Genomic DNA, 24,900 nt, shown 5'->3' on the forward strand with positions numbered 1-24,900 from the left:
CTGGGTTTGGCCTTTAGGCGGTCTTGCGGCGGCCGAACAGGAGGCCCGCCCCCGCGAGCGCGGCACCGATGAGCCCCACCAGACCCACGCCGTAGCCGCCGGTCTTCGGCAGTTCACCCACCGTGACATTGGCAACCTTCATGAAGGTTCCTGTGCGTCCAGACGTTTCATCCTGGCCATACTCCAGGACGAACGAAGCGCCCTGTTTACCGGTCAGTTCAATCTTCTGCTTAACACCATCGAGTCCGATGCGGAAGGCGATGGGCTGCGGGAGCAGTGAGTAGCCGCCTGGCGCCTTGGTTTCGATCAAGACGTATTTGCCCTGATCCATCCGCACCGTGGACTCTTGCCCCGTTCGCCACACCGGCCCATCCCCGGTCGGTTTCGTGCCGGTGGAATCAGCGCGCCACACCTCAAAACTGGAGCCGCCCAGCGGTTCGCCGTTCTCGTCCACCTTCTCAACCCGGAAGTAGCCCTTCTCCGGATCCATTTGGTTCACAACAGAGCAGTTGACGATGCTATCGGCATCTACCTCCAGCTCGAAAGCGTCAGTGCTGTTCACGGGTGTTTTCACAATGACCTGCTTAGCCTCACCACCCTTGTTGGAGTGCGCGGTGCAGACAGCGTAAGCCTCAGTATCATCGGGCTGCTTGTTCCGCAGCAGACTGTGACCGTCCTGCTGCTTTTCAGAGATCCGAACCTTCGGCTTCTGGTCGGGGGCATCCGTCTCCAGGTTGAAGGTCAACCAGCCGCGCTTATCGGTCTTACCGTTCGTCTGGTCCACGCGCTCACCTTGAGGATCGAGCAGGTAGCTGCCCTCGGTCTGAGCAGTGAACTCCCAGCCTTCCAATTGTGGTTTATTTGGAGCCTTGCCGTCGGGCATTACAACACTTTTCTGAAGACTCACGGTACCGACGCAGGAAGCGAGGGCGAGCTGCGAGAGCACCTTGTCCAAATCGCCGAAGGATTCCGCCAGGACGGAGGTGCCCCGACCAGAGATAATGTCACCCATTTCCGTCGCTGTGCGTTCATCAACCGCCCAGGTCTTCCAGTCTTGGTCGCCGAGATCCTTCCGCCGGTTATCCGGAAGGGGCTGCTTGGCAGGTGCGGTGTTGGAGGCCAGCACATCGCCGAGCCCCTGTCCCCACAACGTATCCTCTCGCAGCCCGAACACATCCATCGTCTGGGAATTCAACTGGTCGCGTACGAAGGTTGCATTTGGATCGGCGGTTCCCCACACCATGATCGCGTGCGCCGGGGACTTGTTATACATCGCCCGATAGCGATCAAGATTGTTGTAGTCAGCGGTGGAGTCCTTAGCGATGGGCTCCTTAAAATCCTTCGGGATATTCACAAGTACCGGCTGGATGCGGGTTCCTTGATTCTTCACCTTGTCGGCGGCAACTCGTGCCCGGTTGACATCGGAGACATGGACAATACCGGCAGAGCCGTCATCGCCGCCACCGGGCTTATCCGAGTCGCTAAAAGTTGGGAAACCATCGGTCACGAAGTAAACAACATCGTATTTGTTGTTCTGGTTCTCGGAGTTGTACTCCTCAATTTCCTTGAGCGCTCCCTCCCAGTTCGTCGCGCCCTGCCCACGGCTTTGCAGCGTCGCAGGATCTTTCATATGGCGGCGATAGTTCTCAATGGCCTGAAGGACCCGCTTCTTCCCCTCGGGATCAGCAAGTGGCGTGCTCGCAACCTTGGCGTCGTTGAAACGCGTTCCCTGAGATGCGAAGTTATAGACACCGACCGACGTGGCTGTACCACTGAGCGCCTCAACAATTCGACGGGCCGCGGTCGCTTCAGCATCAACACCGTTCTTGGCGATCACTGAGTTTGAGGCGTCCAATACGATCGCGATGTTCTGGCCACACCTAGGCGCAGGCTTCGGGTTTGCTACTTCAGGCTTATCCCAATCGCTAGGCGCGTCGATTTGGGAATTCTGGTAGACCTCATTGCCGTCTTTTGGGTAAACGTCGCGACGGGCTGCGAGCGTAAAGTGGTCGGCTGGTTGGTTGCCTAAACTGTCGGGCTTGATCTCGCGGTCTGCATCAAAATTAACCAAAGCACAGACCGGGCGGTTATCGGGGTTAGGCACCGCCTTTGCGAACCTCACGTCGGCCGTATCGTTGAGCCCACTTGGGCTGAGCACCACATCAAAAGGTTCATTGATGCGTGTTAGCTGGCCTGTGGCAGGGTCTAGAAAACCAACAGCACGGACTTCACGGATCTGCCGCTTGGCATCGCTGCGCGGGAATATGCGGAAGCCGTTTACATCGCCCCGCGCAGTGAGCGGATTACAGACTGCCTGCGTCTGATTCGGATATTGGAAGTTGCTCGCCTTCTCGAAGTTGATCTTGAAGGTTCCAGGCCCGATGGGGGACTGGATACTGGAGTCGGTGACGGGGTTCGCCGGCCGGAAACCATAGGGCGACACAATCTCAATGGTGCTTCCTGCTTTTACCTTGAGATCGTCGCGCAGGGTAAAGCGCACACCGGCCCAGTTCTGGATGGGCGCTACGCCAGTGCTACCAGGCACGCCACTCGCTTTGTAGACAACAGCACCATCGGGTCCAGTGATGCGCAGCGTCGAGGCCTTGGCGCCGTCGACGTCATAACCGTTTTTATCAGCTACCCACGCCTCGATTGCACCGCTCAGCGTCCCATCTTCGCCCAGCTTTCGGCTGAAGGTGACCGTAGGCTCCTGCCCTTGGGTTGCACGCATGGTGAACTGGCCATGAGTATCCGTGCCCGTCCATTCACGGTCTGGTTTCGTAACCGGTGGCGGCGTGGTGCCACCGCTCAAAGTGCCCTTCGGGGTAACGGACACCGACCCCTGCTCTCGTGGGTAGTTGAACTGGAGGCGTAGATCGAGCTTGTCGCCCTTCTTAAGGGTTGTATCAAGCCCACTGACGGTCCTTGAGAACGGCAGCTTTTGGGATGACGAAAAAGTTTCGGACTTCAACTGCGTGCCGTTATGCGAAAGGGCATACGACAACAAGAAGTGGTTCCCTGTGACTTCGAAGTCGAAGCTATTCATCGTCGCATCGGCGTCGACCGTGAAGGTATAGCTGTTGACAGTGGTGGAGTTCTTAAAGTCCCGTTTCGTTGGGCTCACCGGAATCGCCGTGGTCTGCGCCTGCGCGGTCGGGGCCGGCAGGCTCGGCAGCGCGCCTGGGATAGCGACGCCGAAAACCAGCGCGAGCGCGGCGGTCAGCGCGGCCGCTACACCCATGAACTTTGTTTTCATTGTCGCTACCCTTCTTGCTTTCGCTTCTTCGTGATCAACAGCATCAACAGTCCGGCGCCCATCAGCGCCACCGCGGCGAGGACGAGCCCGATGATCTGCACACCAGTCATCGCCAGGTCTCCCTGTTCGCGTTCTTTCTCATCACCCGGCCCGGGGGTTTCCCCTGGTGGCGGGGTCTCGCCCGGTGGGGTGTCCCCTGGGGGTGGGGTGGTAGGTGGCGTCGTCGGTGGCGTCCCCGGTGGGGTCGACGGCGGCGTCTCCGGAGGTTCGGTCGGTGGGGTGGTCGGCGGAACCGTGCTGCTCGTCTTCGCCACGATCACGCCTTCCACCGGCCGGGGGTTATCGGCAACGGTGTGGAAAGGCACCGCCACGAGGAAAGGCTCGATTTCCCGGTACTCCCCCGCCGCGGCCCCAGCCGGCGCCTGGGAGGTGACCAGGTAGATGCCCTTCTCGAGGCCTTGGAATCGAACTTGGCCGGCCTCGTTGGTGACGGCCGTGATCGTGCGGTCGATCGGCCAGTCAGCAATCTTGTCCGCGCCGGTGTTGCGGACCTTCGCCATGTCTGCGGCGTTCTCCGGGTCGATGCCCTGCAGGCGTTCCAGCTTGATGGTCACGCCCGCGACCTTGCCCGTGGCAGGGCTGAGTGGGTCGCCATTGCCGGAAGAGAGCGTGATGCTCAGCGTGTCGGTCCCGTAGTCGCGGGACACCCCGGGCTGATCCCTGAGCCCGGCAACCTTGGCTGCCTCTGCGATACCGACGGCACCGTGTGCGCCGCCGAGCAGGCCAGCGCTGAGGGCGATGGCCGCCACGAGGCTGCGGCTGGTCCGCGCCGCGCGTGCTTGGCTAGTCATCTGCGCCAGCCCCTTCGTCATTCATCGTTTCTGTCGTTTCCTGGGATTCGTTATCCCGCTTTTGCTTTAGCAGCCACCGCAGCAGCAGGAGCAGAACAACAGCTGCTGCCGCGAGCAGCGCGTACATCCACCACTGCCACCCAGCACCGTGGTTCTTGTCGAAGATTTCGTGGTCCGATTCGTCCAGCGGGACCTGGTGGCCGCGCACCAGCAGGCGGTGCGTGTTGATCCCGTAGGGGGTGCAGGTGATCAGGGTGATGTAGTCCTTGCCCTGCTCCGGGCGGAGATCCTCGGTTTCCGTGGGAAGAACAACCTTGATCTGGTCGACCACGTACTTCAGTTTCTCGCCGGAAACCTGGACGTAGAAGGCATCGCCCTTCTCCGCCTTGTTGAGGTGGTCGAACATGGTGGAGTTCGCCAGGCCCGTGTGGCCGGTGATCACCGAGTGCGTGCCCTTGCCGCCGACTGGCAGGTCGGAGCCGAAGAGGTGGCCCAATCCCTTTTGCAAAGTGTCGTTATCTGTCCCGTGGAAGATCGGCAGGTCTGCCTTGATCTTGGGGAAGATGAGGCGCGCCATCGCGTCGTTCGCGTCGAGCTGGTCCAGGTATTCCTGGTAGTCCGGGTTGTTCTTATCGAAGCGGGCGAGCCAGGGGTCGAGGATGGGGCCGGTGGTTCGGTTCTCGTTGTATTCGTGGGCGCGCTCCCACTGGGTGTTCTTCACCTCTTGTGGGGTGTTCTTTTCGAGTTTCGCGTATTCCTGCGCGGCCTTCGTGGCGAGGTGGTTATTCCACAGGGTGGACGTCACCGGGTACAGCATCACGAGCACCCCGAGGATCACGAGCACCGCGGCCAGCACGGGGCTGGTCTTGGTGCTGTTGGCACGGCGTGGTTCCTTCTTCGGTTCCACGCTGGTGCTGGGGGTGTGATCCACGGGGTGCTCCTGGGGCTGGTTCTGCTTGGCTTGATGTGGGTGAAACCTGGCCCGGGCGATTGCCTTTTCGGGCCAGGTTTTACCTATTCAGCGGGCTATTAGTTCTTAGCGCCGCGGCGTGCGAACCATGCACCGGCTGCCACGATGGCGGCACCGATTGCGGCCAGGATGCCAACACCCATGCCACCGGTCATCGGCAGGTTCGGGGTGTCCTGCTTCTTGTTCTCGATCTCGAGCGAAGCGTTCTCGATGGTGCCACCAGCGACAACCTTTTCGCCTTCCTTCTTAGGGTTGGCGGTGATCTTGAAGGAGCTCCATGCAGCCTTGCCCTGAGGGGTTGCGTATCCCGCAGGCGCCTCGGTCTCCTTCAGGCAGTACGTCTTATCGATGATCTTGTTGTTGTCTTCGATGTTCGTGGCGTGCAGGCCTTCGATCTTGAGCTTGCCTTCAGCGTTGGTCACGAACTCCTGGTTGTCAAGAATGCGGACGTCATCGGCATCACCACAGGTGGCATTGTCAGAACGGTAGACCTCGAACTTCGCGCCCTCGAGCACCTTGCCCTCTTCGCCGGCGTCCTTCTTCACGACGTTGACCTCGCCGTAGTACGAGAACACCTCATTGGTCGGGATGGTGACATCCTCGATCTCGTTCTCATTGTTGGGGTTATTGAAGGTCACATCCGCAGAGTTCACGATCTCACCCTGCGCCTTAACGGTGGCCGGGATGGTGGTAACCACCTGCGAAGAAGGGTTAGCAGTCAGCTTCTCAAAGTTGCTGAAGGTGATGGTGATCTTGTCGCCGTCGTTAGCAATGGCGTAGTGGCTAGCCGGAATCGTCTCACCTGCGATCTCCAGCTTGATCCCGTCAACCTTGGGAGTGACCTTATTCTGGTCGTAGTCATCGGTGATGACGTACTTCTTGACCTCCTGTTGCCCGGTCAGCGCGGGGGTTGGGGTCTTAAGCGTGTAGGTGATGTCCTCGCCGATCTGCTTGTTCGCGTCCACGACCTCCTTAGACGCCTCGGCCTTGGTGTTCTTCGGGTATACGACCGGGTCGTAGTTCCACTCAGTCCCCGTCGAGTTCGTGAACGGCACCGAAATTACAAACGGAGCGCCCTTAATGACTCCCTGCGGCGCTTCAGTCTCGGTAACGACGTAGATACCGACAGGCAGGTTCTCGAACTTCACCTCGCCGTTCGGGTCGGTGGTTCCCTCCTGAGCCTGGAAGCCCTGGTCAATCCCCTTGGCCCGCGCCTGCGCTGCAGTCAGATTAGCCAGCTCAGCCCAATTATCTGCCGTCTCCAGGTCGATATTGACCTTCTCAATCTTGAACTTCACATCGGACAGTGGCTTACCCGGAGCATTCTGAGTACCACCGGTTCCCTCGATAGCCTTCTCACCGTTGAGATCACGCTTGTGGATCGTCAGAGAGCCCTTCTTGGAGAAGTCGATGTTTGCCTTCACCACGGCAGGCTGATCGTCCTGCGCAACGGCGATCGAGCCCGGTGCAGCGATGCCCAGGGAGAGGCCAGCGATGGCGGCGAAAGTGACCGAACGAACGGTCAGAGAGTTCTTCTTCACTGGAGTGAATTCCTTTACATCAGTAGTGACTGGAGCGCCCAGCGCCCCTCGACGTTCAGCGATTCACTCCGGTTAGCTGCTTTTAAGCTTCGCTGGCCCCCTCGGCCGCGTCACCTTAAAGATCGCTGGTGGTCACGCGCACCCGAAGCCGCATTGTTGACAGATCACTGCTGTTGTGATGTCACCAATTTCCCGGACTTCAGCCCCGCGATCCCCACCTAGTGAATCGCACATCATTAATCTACAACGAGTGACACATTTGATCCATCTCCGCACGTAAGAACGATTGAGACATGCGTTACTGCCCCCAAAACAAACCTGTCGGGCGCGCCCTCAAAACCGGCACCACGCTGGCCTATTGAACATCATTTCTTTATAAAACCACAGGTAATACCCACCGCCCATTTTAGGGCAAAAAGTGATTGGCGCCTCACAGTCAAAATTGAGTCTTTTGGAACCTCACAGCGAAGAATAGACTTCGATTCTCGACGCTCCACCGGAGCGAGCCCCGACACCTTTCAGCAGAAATTAAGGCCCATGACAGAGCAGCCCTCAGCGCCGGACACAACGGCAGCGACCCAGCCCCGCCGAGGCAAGAAACTGAACGCCAACGCGATCATCGCCGTTGTCCTCATCCTCGCCGGCCTGGGCGTGCTGCTATACCCGGTGCTCGCCACCCAGTGGAATAACTACCAGCAGTCCCGCGCCGCCGAGGCCTACTCCGAGCTCGAAAAAGGCGTGCCCCCAGAAGTCCTCAATAAGGCCTGGGAGGAGGCACAGCACTACAACGCCAACCTCGGGGACATCGACCCCGGCGATGCGTGGACCAGCTCCGATGACGAGAGCTCCCCGGCGTACCAGCGTTACCTGAAGTACCTCTCCGTCCTGAACGAGACCGAGGCCATGGGTCGCATTGTGCTGCCCTCCATCAAGTCCGACCTGCCGATCTTCCACGGCACTTCGGACCGCGTGCTGGCCCGCGGGGTGGGCCATCTCTACGGCACGGACCTGCCCGTCGGCGCACCCGGCGAGCCCGGCGAGGATGGCTCCATCCCGCCCGCTCCACCAGAGGGCCGACTCTCCGCACTTTCTGCCCACACCGGCCTGCAGAACGCCACCCTGTGGGACAACCTCGACCAGATCGAGAAGGGCGACCCGGTCTACATCGCCGCGGCGGGTGAGAAGCTGAAGTACGAGGTCCGGGATATCGAGGTCGTCACCCCGGATAAGACCAGCCTGTTGCGCCGCACGCCGAATAAGGACCTGGTCACGCTCATCACGTGCACCCCCTATGGCATCAATACCCACCGGCTGATCATCACCGCCGAGCGCGTGCCGATGGACCCGCAGGAAGAGTCCGTCTTCGACGGGCAGGGCACCACCTGGCAGTGGTGGATGTGGGCCATCCTCGCCGCCGCGGCAATCATTCTGTTGCTGCTGATCCGCTGGTGGTGGAAGAACTTCCGAAAGAAGACGGGCGAAGAGGAGGCCACCACGCCGGGCGCTGAGGGCACACAAGAGGCTACGAGCACCGGCACCGAAAGCTAGCGGGCGAAAAGCAACCGGCGATGGCTTAGGATCTACAGGTCATGAGCTCATCTTCCTCTCAGGCTTCTACTACCCGCCGCCTCACCACCACCGGCGCCGTCGCCCTGGCGGTGGCCACCGCCGCAACCCTGGCCACCGCGCCGGCCTCCGCCACCAGAGGCCACTTCCCACTAGGTGAACACCCCCGCCCGGGCAATGGAACTGACATGTGTTCCATTTCACGCTAAACTGAACCACATGATTTCCCCTCACCTGCGCAGCGGCGGCGCCATTCTCCTTATTAGCCGCGGCGGGGCCTAGTAGGTAGACACACCAAACCGACCGGCTCCCCGTCGCGGGGTTTTTGCATGCCGGTCGGTTTTTTCATTGCCACAGCACGACACCGACAACACTTAGGGAAGACACCATGAGCAACACCGACTCCTTCATCTCCGCACCAGCCCAGATCCAGACCCCCAACGGGGAAATCCCGGCAGACCAGCCAGCCTGGAACAAGCAGCGCAACTCCCAGATGCCCAACCGCCGCTACCTGCCCTTCTTCGAGGAAGTCGACCACATCACCCTGCCGGACCGCACCTGGCCGGATAAGGTCATCGACCGCGCCCCGCAGTGGTGTGCGGTCGACCTGCGCGACGGCAACCAGGCCCTGATCGACCCCATGAGCCCAGAGCGCAAGCGCCGCATGTTCGACATGCTGGTGGAGATGGGTTACAAGGAGATCGAGGTCGGCTTCCCGTCCGCATCCCAGACGGACTACGACTTCGTCCGCGAGATCATCGAAGAGAACAAGATCCCGGATGACGTCACCATCCAGGTCCTGGTCCAGGCGCGCGAGCACCTGATCCGCCGCACCTTCGAGGCCTGCGCCGGTGCGAAGAACGTCATCGTCCACTTCTACAACTCCACCTCCGAGCTGCAGCGCCGCGTCGTCTTCCGTAAGGACAAGGAAGGCATCAAGAAGCTGGCCACCGACGCAGCCCACCTGATCAAGGAAATCGCCCAGGACTACCCGGACACCAACTGGCGCTGGGAGTACTCCCCGGAGTCCTTCACCGGCACCGAGATCGAGTACGCCAAGGAAGTCTGCGACGCTGTCGTCGAGGTCATCGACCCGACCCCGGAGAACCCGATCATCATCAACCTGCCCTCCACGGTGGAGATGATCACCCCGAATGTCTACGCGGACTCCATCGAGTGGATGCACCGCAACCTGAACCGCCGCGACTCCATCATCCTCTCCCTGCACCCGCACAACGACCGCGGCGAGGGCGTGGCCGCCGCCGAGCTGGGCTACATGGCCGGCGCCGACCGCATCGAGGGCTGCCTGTTCGGCAACGGTGAGCGCACCGGCAACGTCTGCCTGGTCACCCTGGGCCTGAACATGCTGACCCAGGGCGTGGACCCGCAGATCGACTTCTCCGACATCGACCAGATCCGCCGCACCGTGGAGTACTGCAACCAGCTGCGCGTCCCGGAGCGCCACCCGTACGGCGGCGAGCTGGTGTTCACCGCGTTCTCCGGCTCCCACCAGGACGCCATCAACAAGGGCCTGGCAGCCATGGCGGAACGCGACGCCGCCGAGGACACCCCGGAGGACCCAGCCAGCGCGGACTCCGAGACCCTGACCGAGGCCGTCCGCAACGTCACCTGGGAGGTGCCGTACCTGCCGATCGACCCGAAGGACATCGGGCGCTCCTACGAGGCCGTGATCCGCGTGAACTCCCAGTCCGGTAAGGGCGGGGTCGCCTACATCATGAAGACCGACCACAACCTGGATCTGCCGCGCCCGATGCAGGTGGAGTTCTCCGGCATCGTCCAGGCAGTCACCGACGCCGAGGGCGGCGAGGTGAACCCGAAGGCCATGTGGGACATCTTCGCCACCGAGTACCTGGACCGCACCGCCCCGGTGGACGTGATCTCCACGACCGTCGACGGCGGCCAGAACGAGGGCGAGGAATCCGCCGTGACCTCCCAGATCGAGTTCAACGGTGAGGCGAAGACCCTCAAGGGCCGCGGTAACGGCCCGATCGCCGCGTACTGCGATGCGCTGGAGTCCCTGGGCGTGGACGTGGAGGTGCAGGAGTACAATCAGCACGCCCGCACCAGCGGTGACGACGCCGAAGCCGCCGCCTACGTTCTGGCCGAGGTCAACGGGCAGCGTGTCTGGGGTGTCGGTATTGCGGGCTCAATTACCTACGCCTCCCTGAAGGCGGTGACCTCCGCGGTCAACCGCGCGCTGAATAGCTAACAGGGAGGCTCCCGGGGGGGACGGGGCGGGGCACCGGCGCGAGAGATACAAGCGTTCTACAACCTCTGGGATCCAACCCCGCCCCCGCAAAGCATGGAAAATCACAAGACGCATCAACACACCCACACGTGCCAAGAGCGTCGGAACCGCCTAATTGTTCAACATGCCAGCACGATGGTTAAGCCGAAAACCATGACAACACGAGAAAAAATCTTGCACGCGACACAGCAGATTCTCGTTGAAGAAGGAGTATTGGCCGCCAACACTAATCGAATTGCGGCTCGGGCAGAGGTCAACATTGCCACGCTCTATAAGCATTTCCCAAATAAACAGTCGATCTTCGCAGTACTACTGAAAGAACTCGAAGACGAGCGCATCCGACATATTTCTGAGAATACTGCTTCGATCACAACCAAAGATGCGTGGGTATCTTGGGGTCACGAGATAGTCGGAGCAATGACTCGGTTCCGCCAAGAACGTCCGACGTTAAAGGCATTACGATCAGCTGTTCCCCTTTTCAAGGAGCTCCGCGAAATCGATGAGGAGTCCTCCCGGGATGCGGCAGTTGCCGCATCCCACCGGATAGAAGGAAAAACCGCTGACGCCAAAGCTGAGATAATTGAGTTCTTTGAGCTAGCGTCAAACTTGGTTTCCCACGCACTGGACGCGCACTGTACAGACGGAGATAGCTACTCACGCCGACTGAATGCACTTGAGGGTATGCTCGCGGGAAGTTATGACTATATAAAAAATCTGTCACAGAATCCGTAGCATCTATTCGATCTGTTTAGTATAATCCCCCAGCATTCCCTTCAGACTCTGTTCTTTAGACTGATTTTTGGGAGCTAGCCCGTACAGCACCACGCCCAATGCTAGAAATACGATCACCAGACCGTACTCGAACGGGCTCTGGAAGGCTAGAGGTGACGCAGGCGCTAACGTAAGCGCCACTAGAATGAGACCTCCGACGCCACCCAATGCCGGCAAGTATGAATACCTAACCCGATAGGGGCGTCGAGCCTTCGGATAATTTCGTCGTACGGTATAAAACGCCAACACGGTCAGCACCCAAATTGCTGCTACGAAGAAGCCCCCAACGTTAAGTATCCACTGGATTGCGTCGGGCCCAATAAGCCCCACTATTAATCCCATCGACGCGATGAGAAGAATCGCATTACGGGGCACCCCTGTTTTTCCGTCAACATGACCAAAGACCGTCGGCAGCAACCCAACGCGGGCCAACGAAAAAGCCAATCGCGAAGCCGAAGCGAATACAGAAATTACAGTTGTCACGATTCCGATCACTCCTGCAATGAATGCTAAAGTGGAGAGATTGGAGAAACCAGCGACGCTAAAGGCCTCCACGGTACCGTTCTCTAGTTGCGCAGTTTGCCGCCAAGGAATGATCCACCCGGTAGCATAGAAAATGATGGCATAAAATAGACCAGCGATCAGCACCGAAAGAACGATTAATCTTCCCAATTGATTAGGCCTCACATCGGCTTCTTCGGACAATACCGCCACTACCGAAAATCCAGTGAGGAATCCCAACGCAGGGATCACAAATGCGATAGCGGACGCACCACCCTCCACCGGAGATAAGTCACCGAAAGCCGGCCGGGTATTTTCATAACTGCCCGCCCCAAAAGCAACGACGACTATTAATAGTCCGATAGCAATCAGTATAATGAAGAGAACTAGCTGCAATTTAAAACTAAGTTCCGTGCCGAACCAGTTCACTAGAACAGTTCCCCCCACTAGCACTAGTCCGATTAAAAGGATAGGGAGATACATCACGCCCCCACCAATATCGTACAGCGGGATGACGTCGAGTCCATCTACAAATGTCGAGATCAAACGCCCTGTAGCCGTAATGTAAAAGCCAACAATTCCAGTGTAGGTGGCCAATAGCAGCCACCCGACTAAGAATGCTGGGAATCGTCCGAAGCTGATGTAAGAATATACAAACTCGCCACCTGCCCGTGGAAACATCGCGGCAAGCTCTCCGATACCAACAGCGACACATGCTGCCAAAAATGTCGCAAGCACCATTCCTATAACTACCCCGCCAAGAGTGAAGTTATCGAAAAGAGAACTCGCTAAATAGAGGTAGCTCGAGCCAATAACACCTGCAGCGCCAATTGCCACGAGCCCCCAAGGACCTATAGTCTTCTTTAGCTCAGACATTTAGACCTCCCTCAGTACGGCGTTTTTTCGATAACTCGTTTGCGAGACACTTCAGCGCTTTCCTATCGATTTTTCCATTTGGCAGCGTAGGAAGGCCTTCAATAATCTCAACAAACTTCGGCGCTTTGTACCGGGCCAGCTTGTTCTTGCACTGCCGAATCAAAGCACTTTCCGTTACGTGACTGGAAGTACTAAAATCTGTAGCAAGCACAACAAAAGCAAAGCCCACCTCGGAATACTTATCGTCTGGCACCGAGGTGACAACAGCTTGCGCGACTTCCGGGGCAGACTCCAACGCATCTTCAATTTCCAAAGGGTAAATGTTGTACCCGCCAGACTTGAACATCTCCGAGGTACGGCCAACTAGTTGAAGGTTTCCGCCAGACGTCACCCTCCCAATATCGCCTGTCTTGAGCCAGCCGTCATCGGTAAAGGCCTCGCGTGTCGCTTCAGGCAGGTTCAGATAGCCTGGCAAGAAGGTCCAATGCTTAACGTAGACCTCACCCGTCACGCCTTTCGCCTCGGTGAAGTCCAGCACGCGATCCGCCGATTCGGCTATTTTCATCCGGAACTCCGGGTCCGGCACCCCTACGCTGTTGGCAAGCTCGTCCACTGATGCCCCCTCCCTACTGGAAGTTAGGGACGCAACTGTTTCGGAAGATCCGTATACCGTCGTCATTCGGATGCCCCAGTCGCGCAATTTCATCACATAGGTTGTAGGAAGAGCTGCACCTCCCCAAGCAACCAAGCACAGGTTTTCTTGAGCTACCGCTTCAAAGCCGTCATAGTTCATCAGGCTAATTATTTGGGTTGGTATCTGAAACAATGCGTTTAGACGTTCCGTCTTAATGGCATTGACAGTTGCTGGAACATCGAAGTTTTCCATAAAAAACAGGTAGCCACCCGCGTATTGCACCGGGCCAACGATATCTCCCACGCAGCCAGTGTGATTCACCGGCAAATTACACAGCACTCTAGGAGTTGACACCCCCCACCGCTTTGACTGCACAATCGCAATTCGTGCCAATGCAGCTTGGTGCGCAAGTGCGCCTTTGGGCTTTCCTGTGGTTCCCGACGTATAAAACAACGCACCCGGCACACTGACCTTCAACTTCGATCTGCACGCCTGAAGTGTCTCAGCATCACGTTGCGTAAGGAAGACCTTCGAACTCCCTACTTCACGGCCATGAAAATCGTCGAAATTCTGCGGTTTAAAGCTGTCGTTTTTTCCTACAGCTGCCCTTAACTCGTCAACACTTTGGGCCTTAAGACTCGGGTTAAACAGCACCAAGTCCGGTTCGGCGTCAGCCAAAATGTGCGCCAGCTCTTGACGCTTATAGGCAGGGTTTAATCCCAGCCAAATTCCCCCAACCTGCAAAACGGCAAGGTAGGCAACCATGAACTCAACCGACGGATTTGTCATGAATGCCACGGTGTCCCCGTGCCCAACGCCAGCCCTCATCAGTTGGGCGGAAAGATGGTCCACCTCTGCGCCCAACTCTTCGTAGGTCAAAGTCCTCGTCGCATCGCCAGCAGCCGGTTGATTACGATACTTTTCTCTACTTTCAGTCAGAAGCTGGCTAAGGGACTTTTCCTTGATCAGTTTGTCGACATTCATGCTCGCCCCCGTTCTTCCGCCAATCGATCGACGTACATCATGACCCAGTCAGCAACCATCACCGGTTGCGTAGATCCGCGCCTGTACATCGTGACTGATTCAACGACACGCGCACGTGTATCGGTTTTCAAAACAGCGGACTTGATCTCGCGTACAACGCGCACCTCCTCATCCACCATGACGGGAGCTGTGAAACGCACGCTGTCCAGCCCATAGTTAAACCCGTACGCTCCTTCGACCTCAATGAACGGCTGATCGAAACTGAAGTAAGTCAACAAACTCAGCAGCAAAAAGCCATCCACCAACTCAGGCCCAAGCGCATTGTTTCTACTGATAGTCAGGTCAACGTACTTCTCATCCAAAAATGTTGAGTGGGAAAACTCGCTAAGGTGCCGCTGGTCGATCTTCAAGTAGCCCGACTCCAACCTGGCTCCCACCAAACCCTGAAGGTCAACATCTTTCATAGATAGCAATCTAAACTCCTTCGAAAAAGTAAGTACTTACTTGGACTGTGATCCAGATTACACTACTCGCTGCTTTTGTGCACAAAACTTCAGTTTTCTTTGCCCACTGAAATCCAGTCACGGGCGTCAGCGCCTGGTGGACTAACATGGTTCCCAATGAATAACCAGCAGTTTTCGGATTCGGGCGACCGTCCCGCACCCCGTCGCCGCGCCCGCCGCAGGGTCAGCCGCCGCGCCGGCTCCCCGTCCGCGGCAGCCGTCGCCTCCGCATCCGCCGTCGAGGCCGCCGAAGCGCTCCGCCCAAGCAGCCGACGCTCGAACACAGACGCCACCAGCTACCCCACGACCGGCCGCGACGGCTCCGAGCAGTCCGGCCCGGATCGCGCGGGCTCGGGCAACTCGGGTGGGGGCTCCGCGACGACTGGGAATGCCGTCGAACCCTCCGAGCACCCCAGCCCGGCCCACACCATCCCCACCCCGCCCAGCGTTGAGGACGCCCCCACCGTCGCGGTGGCCGTCACCACCAGCGGGATCCACCCGACCACGGCCCGGCTCATCGCCCTGGCCGCGGTCTACTACGACGCCGACGGCGCCGAGGCCGGCCACTTCGTCCAGGCCCTCAACCCCAGCGAGGACCCCGGCCCGTGGCACATGCACGGCTTCGACGCCGGCGAGCTCGCCCAGCAGATTGGCTTCGCCACCGCCGCCGCGGAGATCAAGGCAGCCCTCGACGGCCGCGAGGTTATCCTCCACGACGCCCCCCTCGCCTGGGGTTTCATTACCCACGAGTTCCGCCGGGCCCAGCGGGCCGCCAACCGCGGACGTGGGCGTGGCCGCTCCGGCAGGGGACGTGGGCGTGGCCGCAGCAAGGCCATCCCCACCCCGGAACCGGCGGTACTGATCGACACCCTGGCCACCACGCGTCGCCAGGAAATGCCCGCTGTGGACCCCCGCGCCAGGGCGGTCGCGCAGCTCTACCCGCATAACGCCCCGGCCGATGCTCTCCCGGAGCTCGGCGCGGCGGCCTCCGACCAGCGGGCCGCCATGCCCGCCGATGAGCTTCTGGTCGCCGATGCCCGCCTGCTCGGGGCGCTGCACGCAGCGCAGCAGGAACGGGCAGACCGTGACGGCGGCGACGTCGTCCGCCTCGACCCCGAGGACCTGACCGCGGACCAGTTCGGTTTGCAGCGCAGCGCCATCCGCGTGGACGCCATCAACGCCCCGCGCCCGCTCGAGAACCCCGGCACCCCGGATAACGACGGCGGCAGCTGGCAGCTCGTCGCGGGCATGGAATTCGTGGTCAGCCCGGACGTCGCCCGCGATCCGGACGAGCTCATCGAGCAGGGCGTGGCGGCCGGACTGGTGTACTCCGAGAAGCTGAACCGCACCTCCAGCCTGGTGGTCTGCAATCAAAACTTCGAGCTGCGCGGCAAGGCCATGCACGCCGATCGGAAGGACATCCCGCTGCTCAGCGACGAGGAGTTCCTCGATGCGCTCGAGGATGTCGCCGAGGGCACGCGGAACACCGACGCGGGCCGCGGTGGTGGCCAGCGGGGTGGTCAGCGTGGTGGCGGCCAGCGCAGTGGGGGCGGTGGCGGCCGTGGCGGTAGTGGCCGTGGTGGTGGCCAGCGCTCCGGTGGCCAGCGTGGCAGCGGCCGGTCCGGCTCCGGTGATTCGGGATCGGGCTCCGGTAACCGGCGCAAGCGCTCGCGCGGGGGACGTCGCCGTGGCGGCGGCTCGCAGGGCGGCGCTAAGAACGATGGCGCTCAGAACGGCTCCGGCAGCGGCAACCAGGCCGGAAAGAACAACGGCTCCACTACCCAGAAAACCGACAGCAAGAACCCGAAGAACACCGGAAAAAACAGTTCCGAGCAGCCGAAACGCAAACGCAAGCGCGGTGGACGTCGTCGTGGCCGCGGCGGACGCGGGTCGAACGGACAAGGCAGCAAGACTAACGTAGGCAAACGTGAAAACTAAGAATCCGAACGGCAACGGCGGCACCCGCCACATGAGCCTGCGCAGCCGCATCGCCTGCCATGCCGCAGACCTCGCGACGTGGGCGTCCCAGAAAACGGGCCGCGGTGCGGGCGGAATGATCGGCGGGCTCATCGCCAACGCCATCGACCCGAACCTCCTCGCGCAGCTTAGCCAGGGCCGCCCGACGGTACTGGTCACCGGCACGAACGGCAAGTCCACGACCACCCGGATGCTCGCGCACGCGCTTGCGTCCCGCTACAGCGTCGCCACCAACGAGGGCGGCGACAACATGGACGCCGGCGTCATCTCCGCGCTGCTCGCGGGAAGGGACAAGGACGTTGTCGCGCTCGAGGTCGACGAGCTCCACGTCCCGAATATCGCGGAGAAGCTGGACGCGGACGTGCTCGTCCTGCTCAACCTCACCCGCGACCAGCTGGACCGCGTGGGCGAGATCAACAAGATCGAACGCGCGCTGCGGGCCTGCGTGGAGGCGCGGCCGGACATGACGGTGATCGCGAACTGCGACGATGTCCAGGTCACCTCCGTGGCGTGGGACGCGCCGAACGTCGTGTGGGTCTCCGCTGGTGCTGGCTTCGTGGGGGATTCCACCAGCTGCCCGCGGACAGGTGGGCACATCGTGCGCACCGAGGACGACTGGTACGCCGTGAAGAAGCTCCCGGATGGGCGCGAGTTCCGCCGGCCCGATCCGACCTGGTGGGTCGATAAGGACGGCCTCAGCTATGGCGGGGACGGTGCTGGTGCGGGCAGTGGTGCTGGCAGCGCTGGCACTGGGAACACCGGCGTGGGGAGCGCTGGCGCGGGCAGTGGTGCTGGCAGCGCTGGCACGGGGAACACCGGCGTGGGGAGCGCTGGTGCGGGCAACACCGGCGCGGGCAGCCGCACCCTTCCCATGAACCTGCAGCTCCCCGGCCGCGCCAACCGTGGCAATGCGGCCCAGGCGATCGCGGCAGCCGTCGTCATGGACGTGCCGGTCACAGACGCACTGCGCGCCGCCGAGGAAGTCACGGACGTCGCCGGGCGCTACTCCCTCGTCGAATTCGAGGGCCGCACGCTGCGCCTCATGCTCGCGAAGAACCCTGCGGGCTGGCAGGAAGCGCTCTCGATGATTGACCGGGACGTGGACTCCGTCGTGATTGCCGTGAACGGGCAGGTCGCGGACGGTCAGGACCTCTCCTGGATTTGGGACGTCCGCTTCGAAGACTTCGAGGGCCAGCAGGTCCTCGCCGCGGGTGAGCGCGGCACCGACCTGGCCGTGCGGCTGGGCTACGCCGGGGTGCGGCACACGCTGATCAAGGACACCGTCGACGCCGTGCTCGCGTGCCCGCCCGGGCGCGTCGAGGTGCTCGCGAACTACACCGCCTTCCGCGACCTGAAGCGCGAACTGGAGCGGCGCGGCGCAACAACCGTTGAGGCTGACGGCACGGACGCCCCCAGCACCACCGGCGAGGCGACAACCACCGCGACCGAGGAGGACGCACGATAATGGCAGAGCTCAACATTGGCCTGGTGCTGCCCGACGTGCTCGGCACCTACGGCGACGACGGCAACGCGCTCGTGCTGCGGCAGCGCGCCCGCCTGCGCGGCATCACCGCGGAAATCCACACCATCCGCTACGGGGAAGCCGTCCCGGAGACGCTGGACGTCTACACCCTGGGCGGCGGCGAGGACGTCGCCCAGCTGCTGGCCGCCGAACACCTGCGCGCCGACGGTGGCCTGGTGCGCGCCGTTGGGGCGGGTCGGCCGGTGCTCGCGATTTGTGCGGGCCTGCAGGTGCTCGGCGAGTCTTTCCACGCTGGCGGGAAGCTTGCGGAGGGGCTTGGGCTGCTGGATGCGACGACGTCGCAGCTGGGCGAGCGCATGATCGGCGAGCTGCACTCGGAGCCTTACCGCCTGGGTGGTGGTGACGGCCGTGGTGCTGGTGCCGGTGCCGACGGCGTGGGTGCTGATGGTGCGGGTGCTGGCGGTGCAGGCGGCGTGGACGCGGGTTCCGGCGCTGGTGGCGCGGGCTCCAACGCCCAGCCGCTGGCCGCTGACCTGAGCGAACTCACCGAGCCGCTCACCGGCTTCGCCAACCACATGGGTGCAACCATTCTTGGTCCCGATGCCTACCCGCTGGGCATCCTGCGCCCCCGCGGCGGGATGGTCGGAAACACGGACGCGCACGGTGTTGAGGCTGCTGACGTCGTCGTAAAAAACGGCGAGAAACAGCAACGCTACGAGGGCGCGGTGCAGGGTTCCGTGATCGCGACGTATATGCACGGGCCGGCGCTGGCGCGGAATCCGCAGCTCGCGGACGTGCTGCTCGCGCGTGCGCTCGGGACGACCGTGGCTGAGCTGCCGGAGCTGGGTGCGGGCAGCATCGCGGAGTTCGAGGGCGTTCCGGCTGGTGATGCTGGGGCTGGCGGCGCTGGCGCTGGGAACGGTGCTGATGCTGGCAGCAGCGCGGGTGCTGGTGCGGGCCACGGCGCGGGCGCTGGTGATGGCGCTGGCGCTGGTACGGGCGCGGGTGCTGGGAGCCCCGACGGCCGTGAATTCGCAGCACAGCTCGCCGCTGAGGTGGAGCAGCTGCGCAAGGAGCGCCTGGGCTAGTCCCCCCAGCAGGGAGCACCTAAGCTCCGCGCGCCCCTAGCCGCGCGCGCCAACCTTCATGCGTTTTGCAGAGTTTAATGTCGCTTTTGGGCCATTTTCCAGCATCAAACTCTGCAAAACGCGTTAGGGGAACGCAAAAAGCGTTAGAGGGCGGGGAGCGGAGAGCTAAACGCGCAATGGGAGGGCAACACACAGTCGGGCCCGGCCCAAGCAACCCCTTCGAGCGCACCTCGCGCACCCTTTGCGTGTTTTGCAGAGTTTGATGCCGCTTTTGGACCAATTTCCGGCATCAAACTCTGCAAAACGCACGAGGAGGGGGGAGAGCAAAACACAACGGGTAAGCCACAACTGGGGGTTGGCCGCCGGGTCGACATCGGGCTGGACCGGGCCGGCAACCGAGCGGGCCCGGCCCAAGCAACCCCTTCGAGCGCACCTCGCGCACCCTTTGCGTGTTTTGCAGAGTTTGATGCCGCTTTTGGGCCATTTTCCAGCATCAAACTCTGCAAAACGCACGAGGAAGGGGGGAGCACAACGCAACGGGCCCCGCGTCTAGCTCGCCCGGCCCAAGCAACCCCTAGCGGACCGTGAAGGTCACCTTCTGGGTGTTGGTCTCCCCGAAGTTATCCACGGCCTTGACCTCGGCCTCGTAGGTACCCGGAGCCAGGTCCTTTGGCAGCGCCGCGCGCCACAGGTGCGGGCTCGCCTTCGCAACATTTCCGCTGGTGGACAGGTTGTGCGTCGCGGAGATCGGGTCAGTGAACTCCCACCCCTCGTTCAGCGCCTCGCCCTGGTGCGGCTGGGTGTGCTCCACATCGAGGGTGCGGGCCTCGCCGTCCTCACCGGTGATCGTCATCTCCACGGTGGAGGCACTCGAACCACCGAAAACGCTGCTGGTCAGGTAGGACTTCCCGTCGCGCAGATCGTCTTTGCTCACCGCCAGCGGGTCGATCTTCTCTGGCTCCGGACCGACCTTCTTGGCGTCCTGCCACTCCTGAGCCTTGGCAGCCCAGTCGCGCCACGCAGGGCTGTTCACGCCGATCAGCTGCTGATGATCGCGGTCCTCGTTGCGCACGGTGTAGAAGCCACCGCGGGTCACCGCATCACCAGAACCGGAGAAGGTCAGGGTGTACACGCCCGGCTCCGCTGCGTCCTGGGTGTACGCGTGCGGGACACCGTTATCGGTCAGCCCGCCGGAGTACCAATCACCGGACACGGCACCCGCCACGACCTGCTCGATCGGCAGGGACTCGATGCCCTCGGCAGCCCACTCCTCACGCTTGTCGCCGGCCCGCAGGTGCTCCATCGTGTGGGTGTGGCCGCCGACGGTGACCGCGTTGGTGTAACCGTCCAGGACCTCGTACAGGGCCTTCGCGTCGTCGGTGATGACTTCCTTGTAGTTCACGATCGGCGCGTGGCCATAGACGACGACGTGCTTGTCCTTCGGGACGTCCGCGAGGTCGTTCTTCAGCCATTCGAGCTGCTGCTCGCCGACCTTCTCGTAGTAGCCGCCGTTGCCGCCGCCCGGCTTCTGGCCCTTGTATTCGATGTTGTCGAGGGCGATGAAGTGCGTGTTGCCGACCTCGTAGGAGTAGTAGGGGGCACCGAACTGGGCACGGTAGGTGTCGGTGGCGTCCTTGTCGGAGTCGACGTCGTAGTCCTGGTCGTGGTTGCCGGGAAGGGCGCGGACCGGACCGTTGACGTCCTTGTACAGGCTGCGCAGGTCGGGGTTGAGGCTGAGGTCGTCGCCGACGTTGTCGCCGAGCAGCATGATGCCGCAGCCGTCGTAGTCATTGCGCTGGGTCAGGTCAGCGGGCGCACCCTTGCGGGCGTACTCGACCTCTTCCTTGTCGTAGGTCTGGGTGTCCGCGGCGACGACGCAGTTCTGGTCGTCCTTGGCCGTGGCCTGGGACTTTGCCATCGGGAAGTTCACGTACTCCGGGACGGCGCCGGTGGGCTTGAGGCCGCCGAACTTCAGGTCCTGCGGGGAGCCGGCTGGCTTGTGGACGTAGCTGAACTGGGCGAAGTTATCCGCGTCGACGGGGACCTGCCAGCCGGCGGGCTGGGTGACGGAAACGTTCATGTCCTCGTATACCGGCAGGGTGTAGCGGCCCTTGGCGTCGGTGGTGGTCACGGCGCGGCCGTTGGTGACCTTGACGCCCTCGATGCCCTTTTCGTTGTCGTCGTAGGTGGAGTTCTTGTTCGCATCGTCGAAGACGTGACCGGTGATGGCGGACTGGTCCTCGGCGTCGTTCTCTGCGGCTTCGACGGAACCCTCGTAGAGGCCGGTCTCGCCCGGGGTGCTGGAACCCAGGTCGCTGGAGCCCGGGATGCTGGAGCCGAAGTCGCTGGAGCCTGGGGTGCTGGAGCCGAAGTCGATGGAGCCTGGGAGACTCGATCCGAGGTCGCTGGAGCCGGCCAGGCCCGGGGCTGCATTGGCGGTACCAACAGTGGTGGTCAGGGTCGTTACTGCAGCCATTGCGAGCAGCGTCGCCCGGATGGGCTTCTTTTCTTGCATTGTCAGAGAACTCCTCTTGGACTAATCATTTGAAAGGCCACGGTGAAAATTACTGGTGGCGGATTTCCTGGGAGTTTCCTCGAGGTGAAGCCGCTTTTTATTTTTAATTAATAACTTTTTGGCGGGTGGCCGGGCCCCTGCTCCCGGCAGCGGGCTACCCGCCCCTCCCGTAGTGCGTTTTGCAGAGTTTGATGCCGCTTTTGAGCCGATTTCCAGCATCAAACTCTGCAAAACGCACTACGGGAGAGCAAAACGCGGAACGGGAGAGCTAAACGCGTTAGAGGGGTGGAGCGGAGAGCAAAACACATCAAACTCGCGAGGGCGTGTGAGCACCCGCGCACCCCTTCGTGCACCAACCCCTTGGCGCGCACCTACCCCCACCTGCTCGCGCGCCCTCGGTATATTCGATGCACATGGTCGCCCATATCCACGATTGCATCATTGTCGGCGCCGGCCAGGCCGGGCTCTCCACCGCGTTCTACCTGCAAAGACGCGGGATCACCCCCGTGATCCTGGACAACCAGCCCGGCCCCGGCGCAGCGTGGCGGCACGTGTGGCCCTCCATGACACTGTTCTCCACCCCGGGTTTCTCCAACATGTCGGGCATGCCCATGCCGAGCTACCACGGGCCCGGGGACTTCCCCGACGCCCAGCACGTCATCGACTATTTCACCGCATACGAGCAACGTTATGACTTCGACATTCGGCGCCCTGTTGACGTCCTAAAAGTGAACGCTGACACCGCGGACGGCTTCGTCCTCGAGACCAGCGAGGGCGAGTTCCGGGCGCGCACCGTCGTCGCGGCGACGGGGACGTGGGCGGCGCCGTTCGTCCCCTTCCTGCCCGGCACCTTCCGCGGGCGGCAAACGCATTCCGCGACCTACGCGGGGCCGGAAGAGTTCCGTGGCAAGAAGGTCGCGGTGGTCGGCGCGGCGAACTCGGGGGCGCAGATCGCGGCGGAGCTTACGGACGTCGCGGAGGTCACCTGGTTCACCCGCCACGAGCCGCGGTGGATGCCCGACGACGTCGACGGGCGCGTCCTGTTCCAGCGCAATCGTGCCCGCGCGCAGGCTGTTCTCGCTGGTGAGGACGATCCCGGTGGCGATCGCAATCTCGGGGAGATCGTGATGCTGCCGAAGGTGCTGGAGGCCCGGGACTCGGGTGCGCTGCGGGCGACACCGATGTTCGATTCGCTGGATGAGCTGACGGAGGCGGGCTTCGATGAGCTCGTGTGGTGCACGGGTTTCCGCCCGGCGGTGCGGCCGTTCCGCGAGCTGGTGCGGACGACGGATGCGGGGCGGTTGCGCTCCGCTGTATCCGGGTTTTACCTGGTGGGTCTCGGGGAGACGACGGGCCCCGGTTCCGGCACGATCATGGGTGTGCAGCCTTTCGCGCGCGAGGTGGCCGGGAAGGTTGCCGACGAGCTGAGTTAGGGAGCCTCCTTGTTCGCGTGCCCTAATCGCGCCACTCCCTTTTCACGGGCGCTGAGCCCCCCTTCCCGCGAGCCCATACTGCGCCCCCCCCCTTTTCGTGTGCTCACACTGCGCCCCGCCCCTATTCGTGTGCTCACACTGCGCCCCGCCCCTATTCGTGTGCTCACACTGCGCCCCGCCCCTATTCGTGAATTTTGCAGAGTTTGATGCCGGATATGGGCCCAAAAGGGGCATCAAACTCTGCAAAACGTAATGGGGGGGGGTGGGTTGGGGCCGGACGGGGCGGAATGGGGCGGGCTAGGGGCCGGGCGGGGACTAGGGCCGGGTGCGCTGGGGCGCGAGTGGGCTAGAGCTTCAGCTGGGTACGGCCCGCGAACGCGCGGGAGAGCGTGAGCTCGTCCACGAACTCCAGGTCCCCACCCATGGGGATCCCGCTGGCCAGGCGCGAGACCGTCAGCCCCGGGAACTCCTTCAGCAAACGCCCCAGGTAGGAGGCAGTGGCCTCGCCCTCAGTGTTCGGGTCGGTGGCGATGATGACCTCGGTGATCTCCGGGGCCTCGCGGTACTCAACCTCGTCGGCACCGCGTTCATTGCCCGTGGCCTCGCTGCCAGCACCCGCACCCAAGCCGTCGCTGCCTACTCCAGCGCCACCAGCACCAGCACCGCTGCCACCACCTGTGCCCGCGCCAGCGCCGCCGTCCATCAGCGACCCCTGCACCGGCCCACCGGCCGACGCGTGCGGCGCGCTCACCGCCACATCCGGCAGCACCCCACCGATCCGCTGCACGAGCGCGGTCACGTTCAGCTCCCCCGGCCCCACGCCATTCAGCGGGTCCAGCGCCCCACCGAGCACGTGGTACCTGCCCCGGTACTCACCGGTGCGCTCGATGACCTGAATGTCCTTCGGCTCCTCGACCACGCACACCAGGCTGGCGTCCCTGGAAGAATCCGCGCAGATGCGGCAGACGTCCTCCTGGGAGATGTTGTGGCAGATACGGCAAAACGCCACGCCGGAGTGCAAATTCCCCAGCGTGGCTTGGAAACGTTCGATGTCCTCGCCGGTCGCGTTTTCCAGCAGGTGGAGGGCGATGCGCTGCGCGCTTTTCGGCCCGATGCCTGGGAGGCTGGCGAACTCGTCGATGACGTCCTGAAGCGGACCTTCAAACAAAGTGAACTTTCCCCGTTTCGTCAGTGGCGCTTAGCCGTAATACGTGCCCCGCGCGCCCCGCCCCCGTGGGCTGCGCGGGCTCGAAGTGTTTAGAAAGGCAGTCCGCCGCCACCAAGGTCAGCCAGCGGGCCCATCTTCTCCTGGGCGAGGTCCTGCAGCTTCTGGTTGGCGTCCTGGAATGCGCCGATGATCAGGTCCTGCAGGGTTTCGACGTCCTCCGGGTCCACGACCTCCTGGTCGATCTTCAGGTCCTGGACCTCGCCACCGCCGGAGAGCACGAGGGTGACCTTGCCGTTGCCGGCCTCACCGACGATGGAGGATGCGACGATTTCCGCCTGTGCTTCCTGCAGCTGCTTCTGCATGCGCTGGGCCTGGGCCATGATGTCGTTCATGTTTGGCTGGGACATTGTGATTGTTCCTTCGCTTCTCGGTTTCTAGGGTTTTTGTTCTTCTTCGGCTGCCACTTTACCCATTCGGCCGGGGCTTGTCGGTGGCAGTTCACTGTGTATTTTCC

General features: G+C 62.0%; 17 protein-coding genes. 7 read left to right on the forward strand and 10 right to left on the reverse strand.

Features of this window, described 5'->3' with window-relative positions:
* Window positions 1–13 precede the first annotated feature (13 nt).
* The 4 genes from CU_RS09500 to CU_RS09515 form a co-directional block, all read right to left on the reverse strand.
* Window positions 14–3,256, reverse strand: coding sequence for a VWA domain-containing protein (locus CU_RS09500; RefSeq protein WP_012361128.1), 3,243 nt, complete (start codon window positions 3,254–3,256; stop codon window positions 14–16).
* A 5-nt stretch (window positions 3,257–3,261) separates the two neighbouring features.
* Entirely contained in the window at window positions 3,262–4,107 is an 846-nt protein-coding gene (locus tag CU_RS09505) for an isopeptide-forming domain-containing protein (RefSeq protein ID WP_012361129.1), read from the reverse strand.
* Window positions 4,100–5,038, reverse strand: a complete 939-nt coding sequence (locus CU_RS09510; protein WP_012361130.1) for a class C sortase — start codon at window positions 5,036–5,038, stop codon at window positions 4,100–4,102. The genes CU_RS09505 and CU_RS09510 overlap by 8 nt, the downstream gene beginning before the upstream one ends.
* A gap of 98 nt (window positions 5,039–5,136) precedes the next feature.
* Entirely contained in the window at window positions 5,137–6,618 is a 1,482-nt protein-coding gene (locus tag CU_RS09515; RefSeq protein WP_012361131.1) for a SpaH/EbpB family LPXTG-anchored major pilin, read from the reverse strand.
* Window positions 6,619–7,155: 537 nt separating this feature from the next.
* On the opposite strand from CU_RS09515, the gene CU_RS09520 reads away from it, so the two are divergent.
* The 3 genes from CU_RS09520 to CU_RS10530 all read left to right on the forward strand — a co-directional run bounded on the left by CU_RS09520 (window position 7,156) and on the right by CU_RS10530 (window position 11,185).
* Window positions 7,156–8,166 (forward strand): class C sortase, encoded by a 1,011-nt coding sequence (locus tag CU_RS09520; RefSeq protein WP_012361132.1) that lies wholly within the window; start codon window positions 7,156–7,158, stop codon window positions 8,164–8,166.
* Window positions 8,167–8,572: 406 nt separating this feature from the next.
* Entirely contained in the window at window positions 8,573–10,414 is a 1,842-nt protein-coding gene (leuA, locus tag CU_RS09525) for a 2-isopropylmalate synthase (protein ID WP_012361134.1), read from the forward strand.
* A 174-nt stretch (window positions 10,415–10,588) separates the two neighbouring features.
* The gene (locus CU_RS10530; RefSeq protein WP_157727792.1) at window positions 10,589–11,185 is read left to right on the forward strand and encodes a TetR/AcrR family transcriptional regulator; all 597 of its coding nucleotides are present in this window, start codon (window positions 10,589–10,591) and stop codon (window positions 11,183–11,185) included.
* A gap of 3 nt (window positions 11,186–11,188) precedes the next feature.
* Here the strand turns inward: CU_RS10530 and CU_RS09530 are convergent, their stop codons facing one another.
* Genes CU_RS09530 through CU_RS10205 form a run of 3 tightly spaced genes read right to left on the reverse strand, consistent with a single transcriptional unit; the run spans window position 11,189 to window position 14,683 of the window.
* On the reverse strand, window positions 11,189–12,601 hold the full coding sequence (locus tag CU_RS09530; protein ID WP_012361136.1) for an APC family permease: 1,413 nt from the start codon (window positions 12,599–12,601) through the stop codon (window positions 11,189–11,191).
* Window positions 12,594–14,219 (reverse strand): class I adenylate-forming enzyme family protein, encoded by a 1,626-nt coding sequence (locus CU_RS09535; protein ID WP_012361137.1) that lies wholly within the window; start codon window positions 14,217–14,219, stop codon window positions 12,594–12,596. The genes CU_RS09530 and CU_RS09535 overlap by 8 nt, the downstream gene beginning before the upstream one ends.
* Window positions 14,216–14,683 (reverse strand): hotdog family protein, encoded by a 468-nt coding sequence (locus CU_RS10205; protein ID WP_050816652.1) that lies wholly within the window; start codon window positions 14,681–14,683, stop codon window positions 14,216–14,218. Before CU_RS10205 ends, CU_RS09535 begins: the two co-directional genes overlap by 4 nt.
* Before the next feature lie 156 nt (window positions 14,684–14,839).
* On the opposite strand from CU_RS10205, the gene CU_RS09545 reads away from it, so the two are divergent.
* Genes CU_RS09545 through CU_RS11160 form a run of 3 tightly spaced genes read left to right on the forward strand, consistent with a single transcriptional unit; the run spans window position 14,840 to window position 19,270 of the window.
* Window positions 14,840–16,660 (forward strand): DNA polymerase III subunit epsilon, encoded by a 1,821-nt coding sequence (locus CU_RS09545; RefSeq protein ID WP_012361139.1) that lies wholly within the window; start codon window positions 14,840–14,842, stop codon window positions 16,658–16,660.
* A 31-nt stretch (window positions 16,661–16,691) separates the two neighbouring features.
* Window positions 16,692–18,164, forward strand: a complete 1,473-nt coding sequence (locus CU_RS10210) for a MurT ligase domain-containing protein (protein ID WP_148264220.1) — start codon at window positions 16,692–16,694, stop codon at window positions 18,162–18,164.
* Complete coding sequence (locus tag CU_RS11160; RefSeq protein WP_012361141.1) at window positions 18,164–19,270, forward strand: type 1 glutamine amidotransferase; 1,107 nt, start codon at window positions 18,164–18,166, stop codon at window positions 19,268–19,270. The genes CU_RS10210 and CU_RS11160 overlap by 1 nt, the downstream gene beginning before the upstream one ends.
* A gap of 574 nt (window positions 19,271–19,844) precedes the next feature.
* On the opposite strand, the gene CU_RS11060 is transcribed toward CU_RS11160, so the two are convergent.
* A complete protein-coding gene (locus CU_RS11060; RefSeq protein ID WP_012361142.1) occupies window positions 19,845–21,785 on the reverse strand; it encodes a calcineurin-like phosphoesterase C-terminal domain-containing protein in 1,941 nt (646 codons plus the stop codon).
* Window positions 21,786–22,192: 407 nt separating this feature from the next.
* Here CU_RS11060 and CU_RS09565 point away from each other — a divergent pair, with 407 nt between their 5' ends.
* A complete protein-coding gene (locus CU_RS09565; protein WP_012361143.1) occupies window positions 22,193–23,218 on the forward strand; it encodes an FAD-dependent oxidoreductase in 1,026 nt (341 codons plus the stop codon).
* Between the two features lie 346 nt (window positions 23,219–23,564).
* Here the strand turns inward: CU_RS09565 and CU_RS09570 are convergent, their stop codons facing one another.
* Entirely contained in the window at window positions 23,565–24,386 is an 822-nt protein-coding gene (locus CU_RS09570) for a recombination mediator RecR (RefSeq protein ID WP_012361144.1), read from the reverse strand.
* An 89-nt stretch (window positions 24,387–24,475) separates the two neighbouring features.
* Window positions 24,476–24,793 (reverse strand): YbaB/EbfC family nucleoid-associated protein, encoded by a 318-nt coding sequence (locus CU_RS09575; RefSeq protein ID WP_012361145.1) that lies wholly within the window; start codon window positions 24,791–24,793, stop codon window positions 24,476–24,478.
* Between the last annotated feature and the right edge of the window lie 107 nt (window positions 24,794–24,900).

The organism is Corynebacterium urealyticum DSM 7109 (assembly GCF_000069945.1).
GTDB classification, from domain to species: Bacteria; Actinomycetota; Actinomycetes; order Mycobacteriales; family Mycobacteriaceae; genus Corynebacterium; species Corynebacterium urealyticum.

Bases quoted from the DNA above. Each gene is read 5' to 3' on its own strand.
- CU_RS09545 (WP_012361139.1), top strand. From the start codon at position 14,840: ATGAATAACCAGCAGTTTTCGGATTCGGGCGACCGTCCCGCACCCCGT.
- CU_RS09575 (WP_012361145.1), bottom strand. From the start codon at position 24,793: ATGTCCCAGCCAAACATGAACGACATCATGGCCCAGGCCCAGCGCATG.
- CU_RS09500 (WP_012361128.1), bottom strand. From the start codon at position 3,256: ATGAAAACAAAGTTCATGGGTGTAGCGGCCGCGCTGACCGCCGCGCTC.
- CU_RS09520 (WP_012361132.1), top strand. From the start codon at position 7,156: ATGACAGAGCAGCCCTCAGCGCCGGACACAACGGCAGCGACCCAGCCC.
- CU_RS09535 (WP_012361137.1), bottom strand. From the start codon at position 14,219: ATGAATGTCGACAAACTGATCAAGGAAAAGTCCCTTAGCCAGCTTCTG.
- CU_RS09530 (WP_012361136.1), bottom strand. From the start codon at position 12,601: ATGTCTGAGCTAAAGAAGACTATAGGTCCTTGGGGGCTCGTGGCAATT.
- CU_RS10530 (WP_157727792.1), top strand. From the start codon at position 10,589: ATGGTTAAGCCGAAAACCATGACAACACGAGAAAAAATCTTGCACGCG.
- CU_RS09505 (WP_012361129.1), bottom strand. From the start codon at position 4,107: ATGACTAGCCAAGCACGCGCGGCGCGGACCAGCCGCAGCCTCGTGGCG.
- CU_RS10205 (WP_050816652.1), bottom strand. From the start codon at position 14,683: ATGAAAGATGTTGACCTTCAGGGTTTGGTGGGAGCCAGGTTGGAGTCG.
- leuA (WP_012361134.1), top strand. From the start codon at position 8,573: ATGAGCAACACCGACTCCTTCATCTCCGCACCAGCCCAGATCCAGACC.
- CU_RS11060 (WP_012361142.1), bottom strand. From the start codon at position 21,785: ATGCAAGAAAAGAAGCCCATCCGGGCGACGCTGCTCGCAATGGCTGCA.
- CU_RS10210 (WP_148264220.1), top strand. From the start codon at position 16,692: ATGAGCCTGCGCAGCCGCATCGCCTGCCATGCCGCAGACCTCGCGACG.
- CU_RS09565 (WP_012361143.1), top strand. From the start codon at position 22,193: ATGCACATGGTCGCCCATATCCACGATTGCATCATTGTCGGCGCCGGC.
- CU_RS11160 (WP_012361141.1), top strand. From the start codon at position 18,164: ATGGCAGAGCTCAACATTGGCCTGGTGCTGCCCGACGTGCTCGGCACC.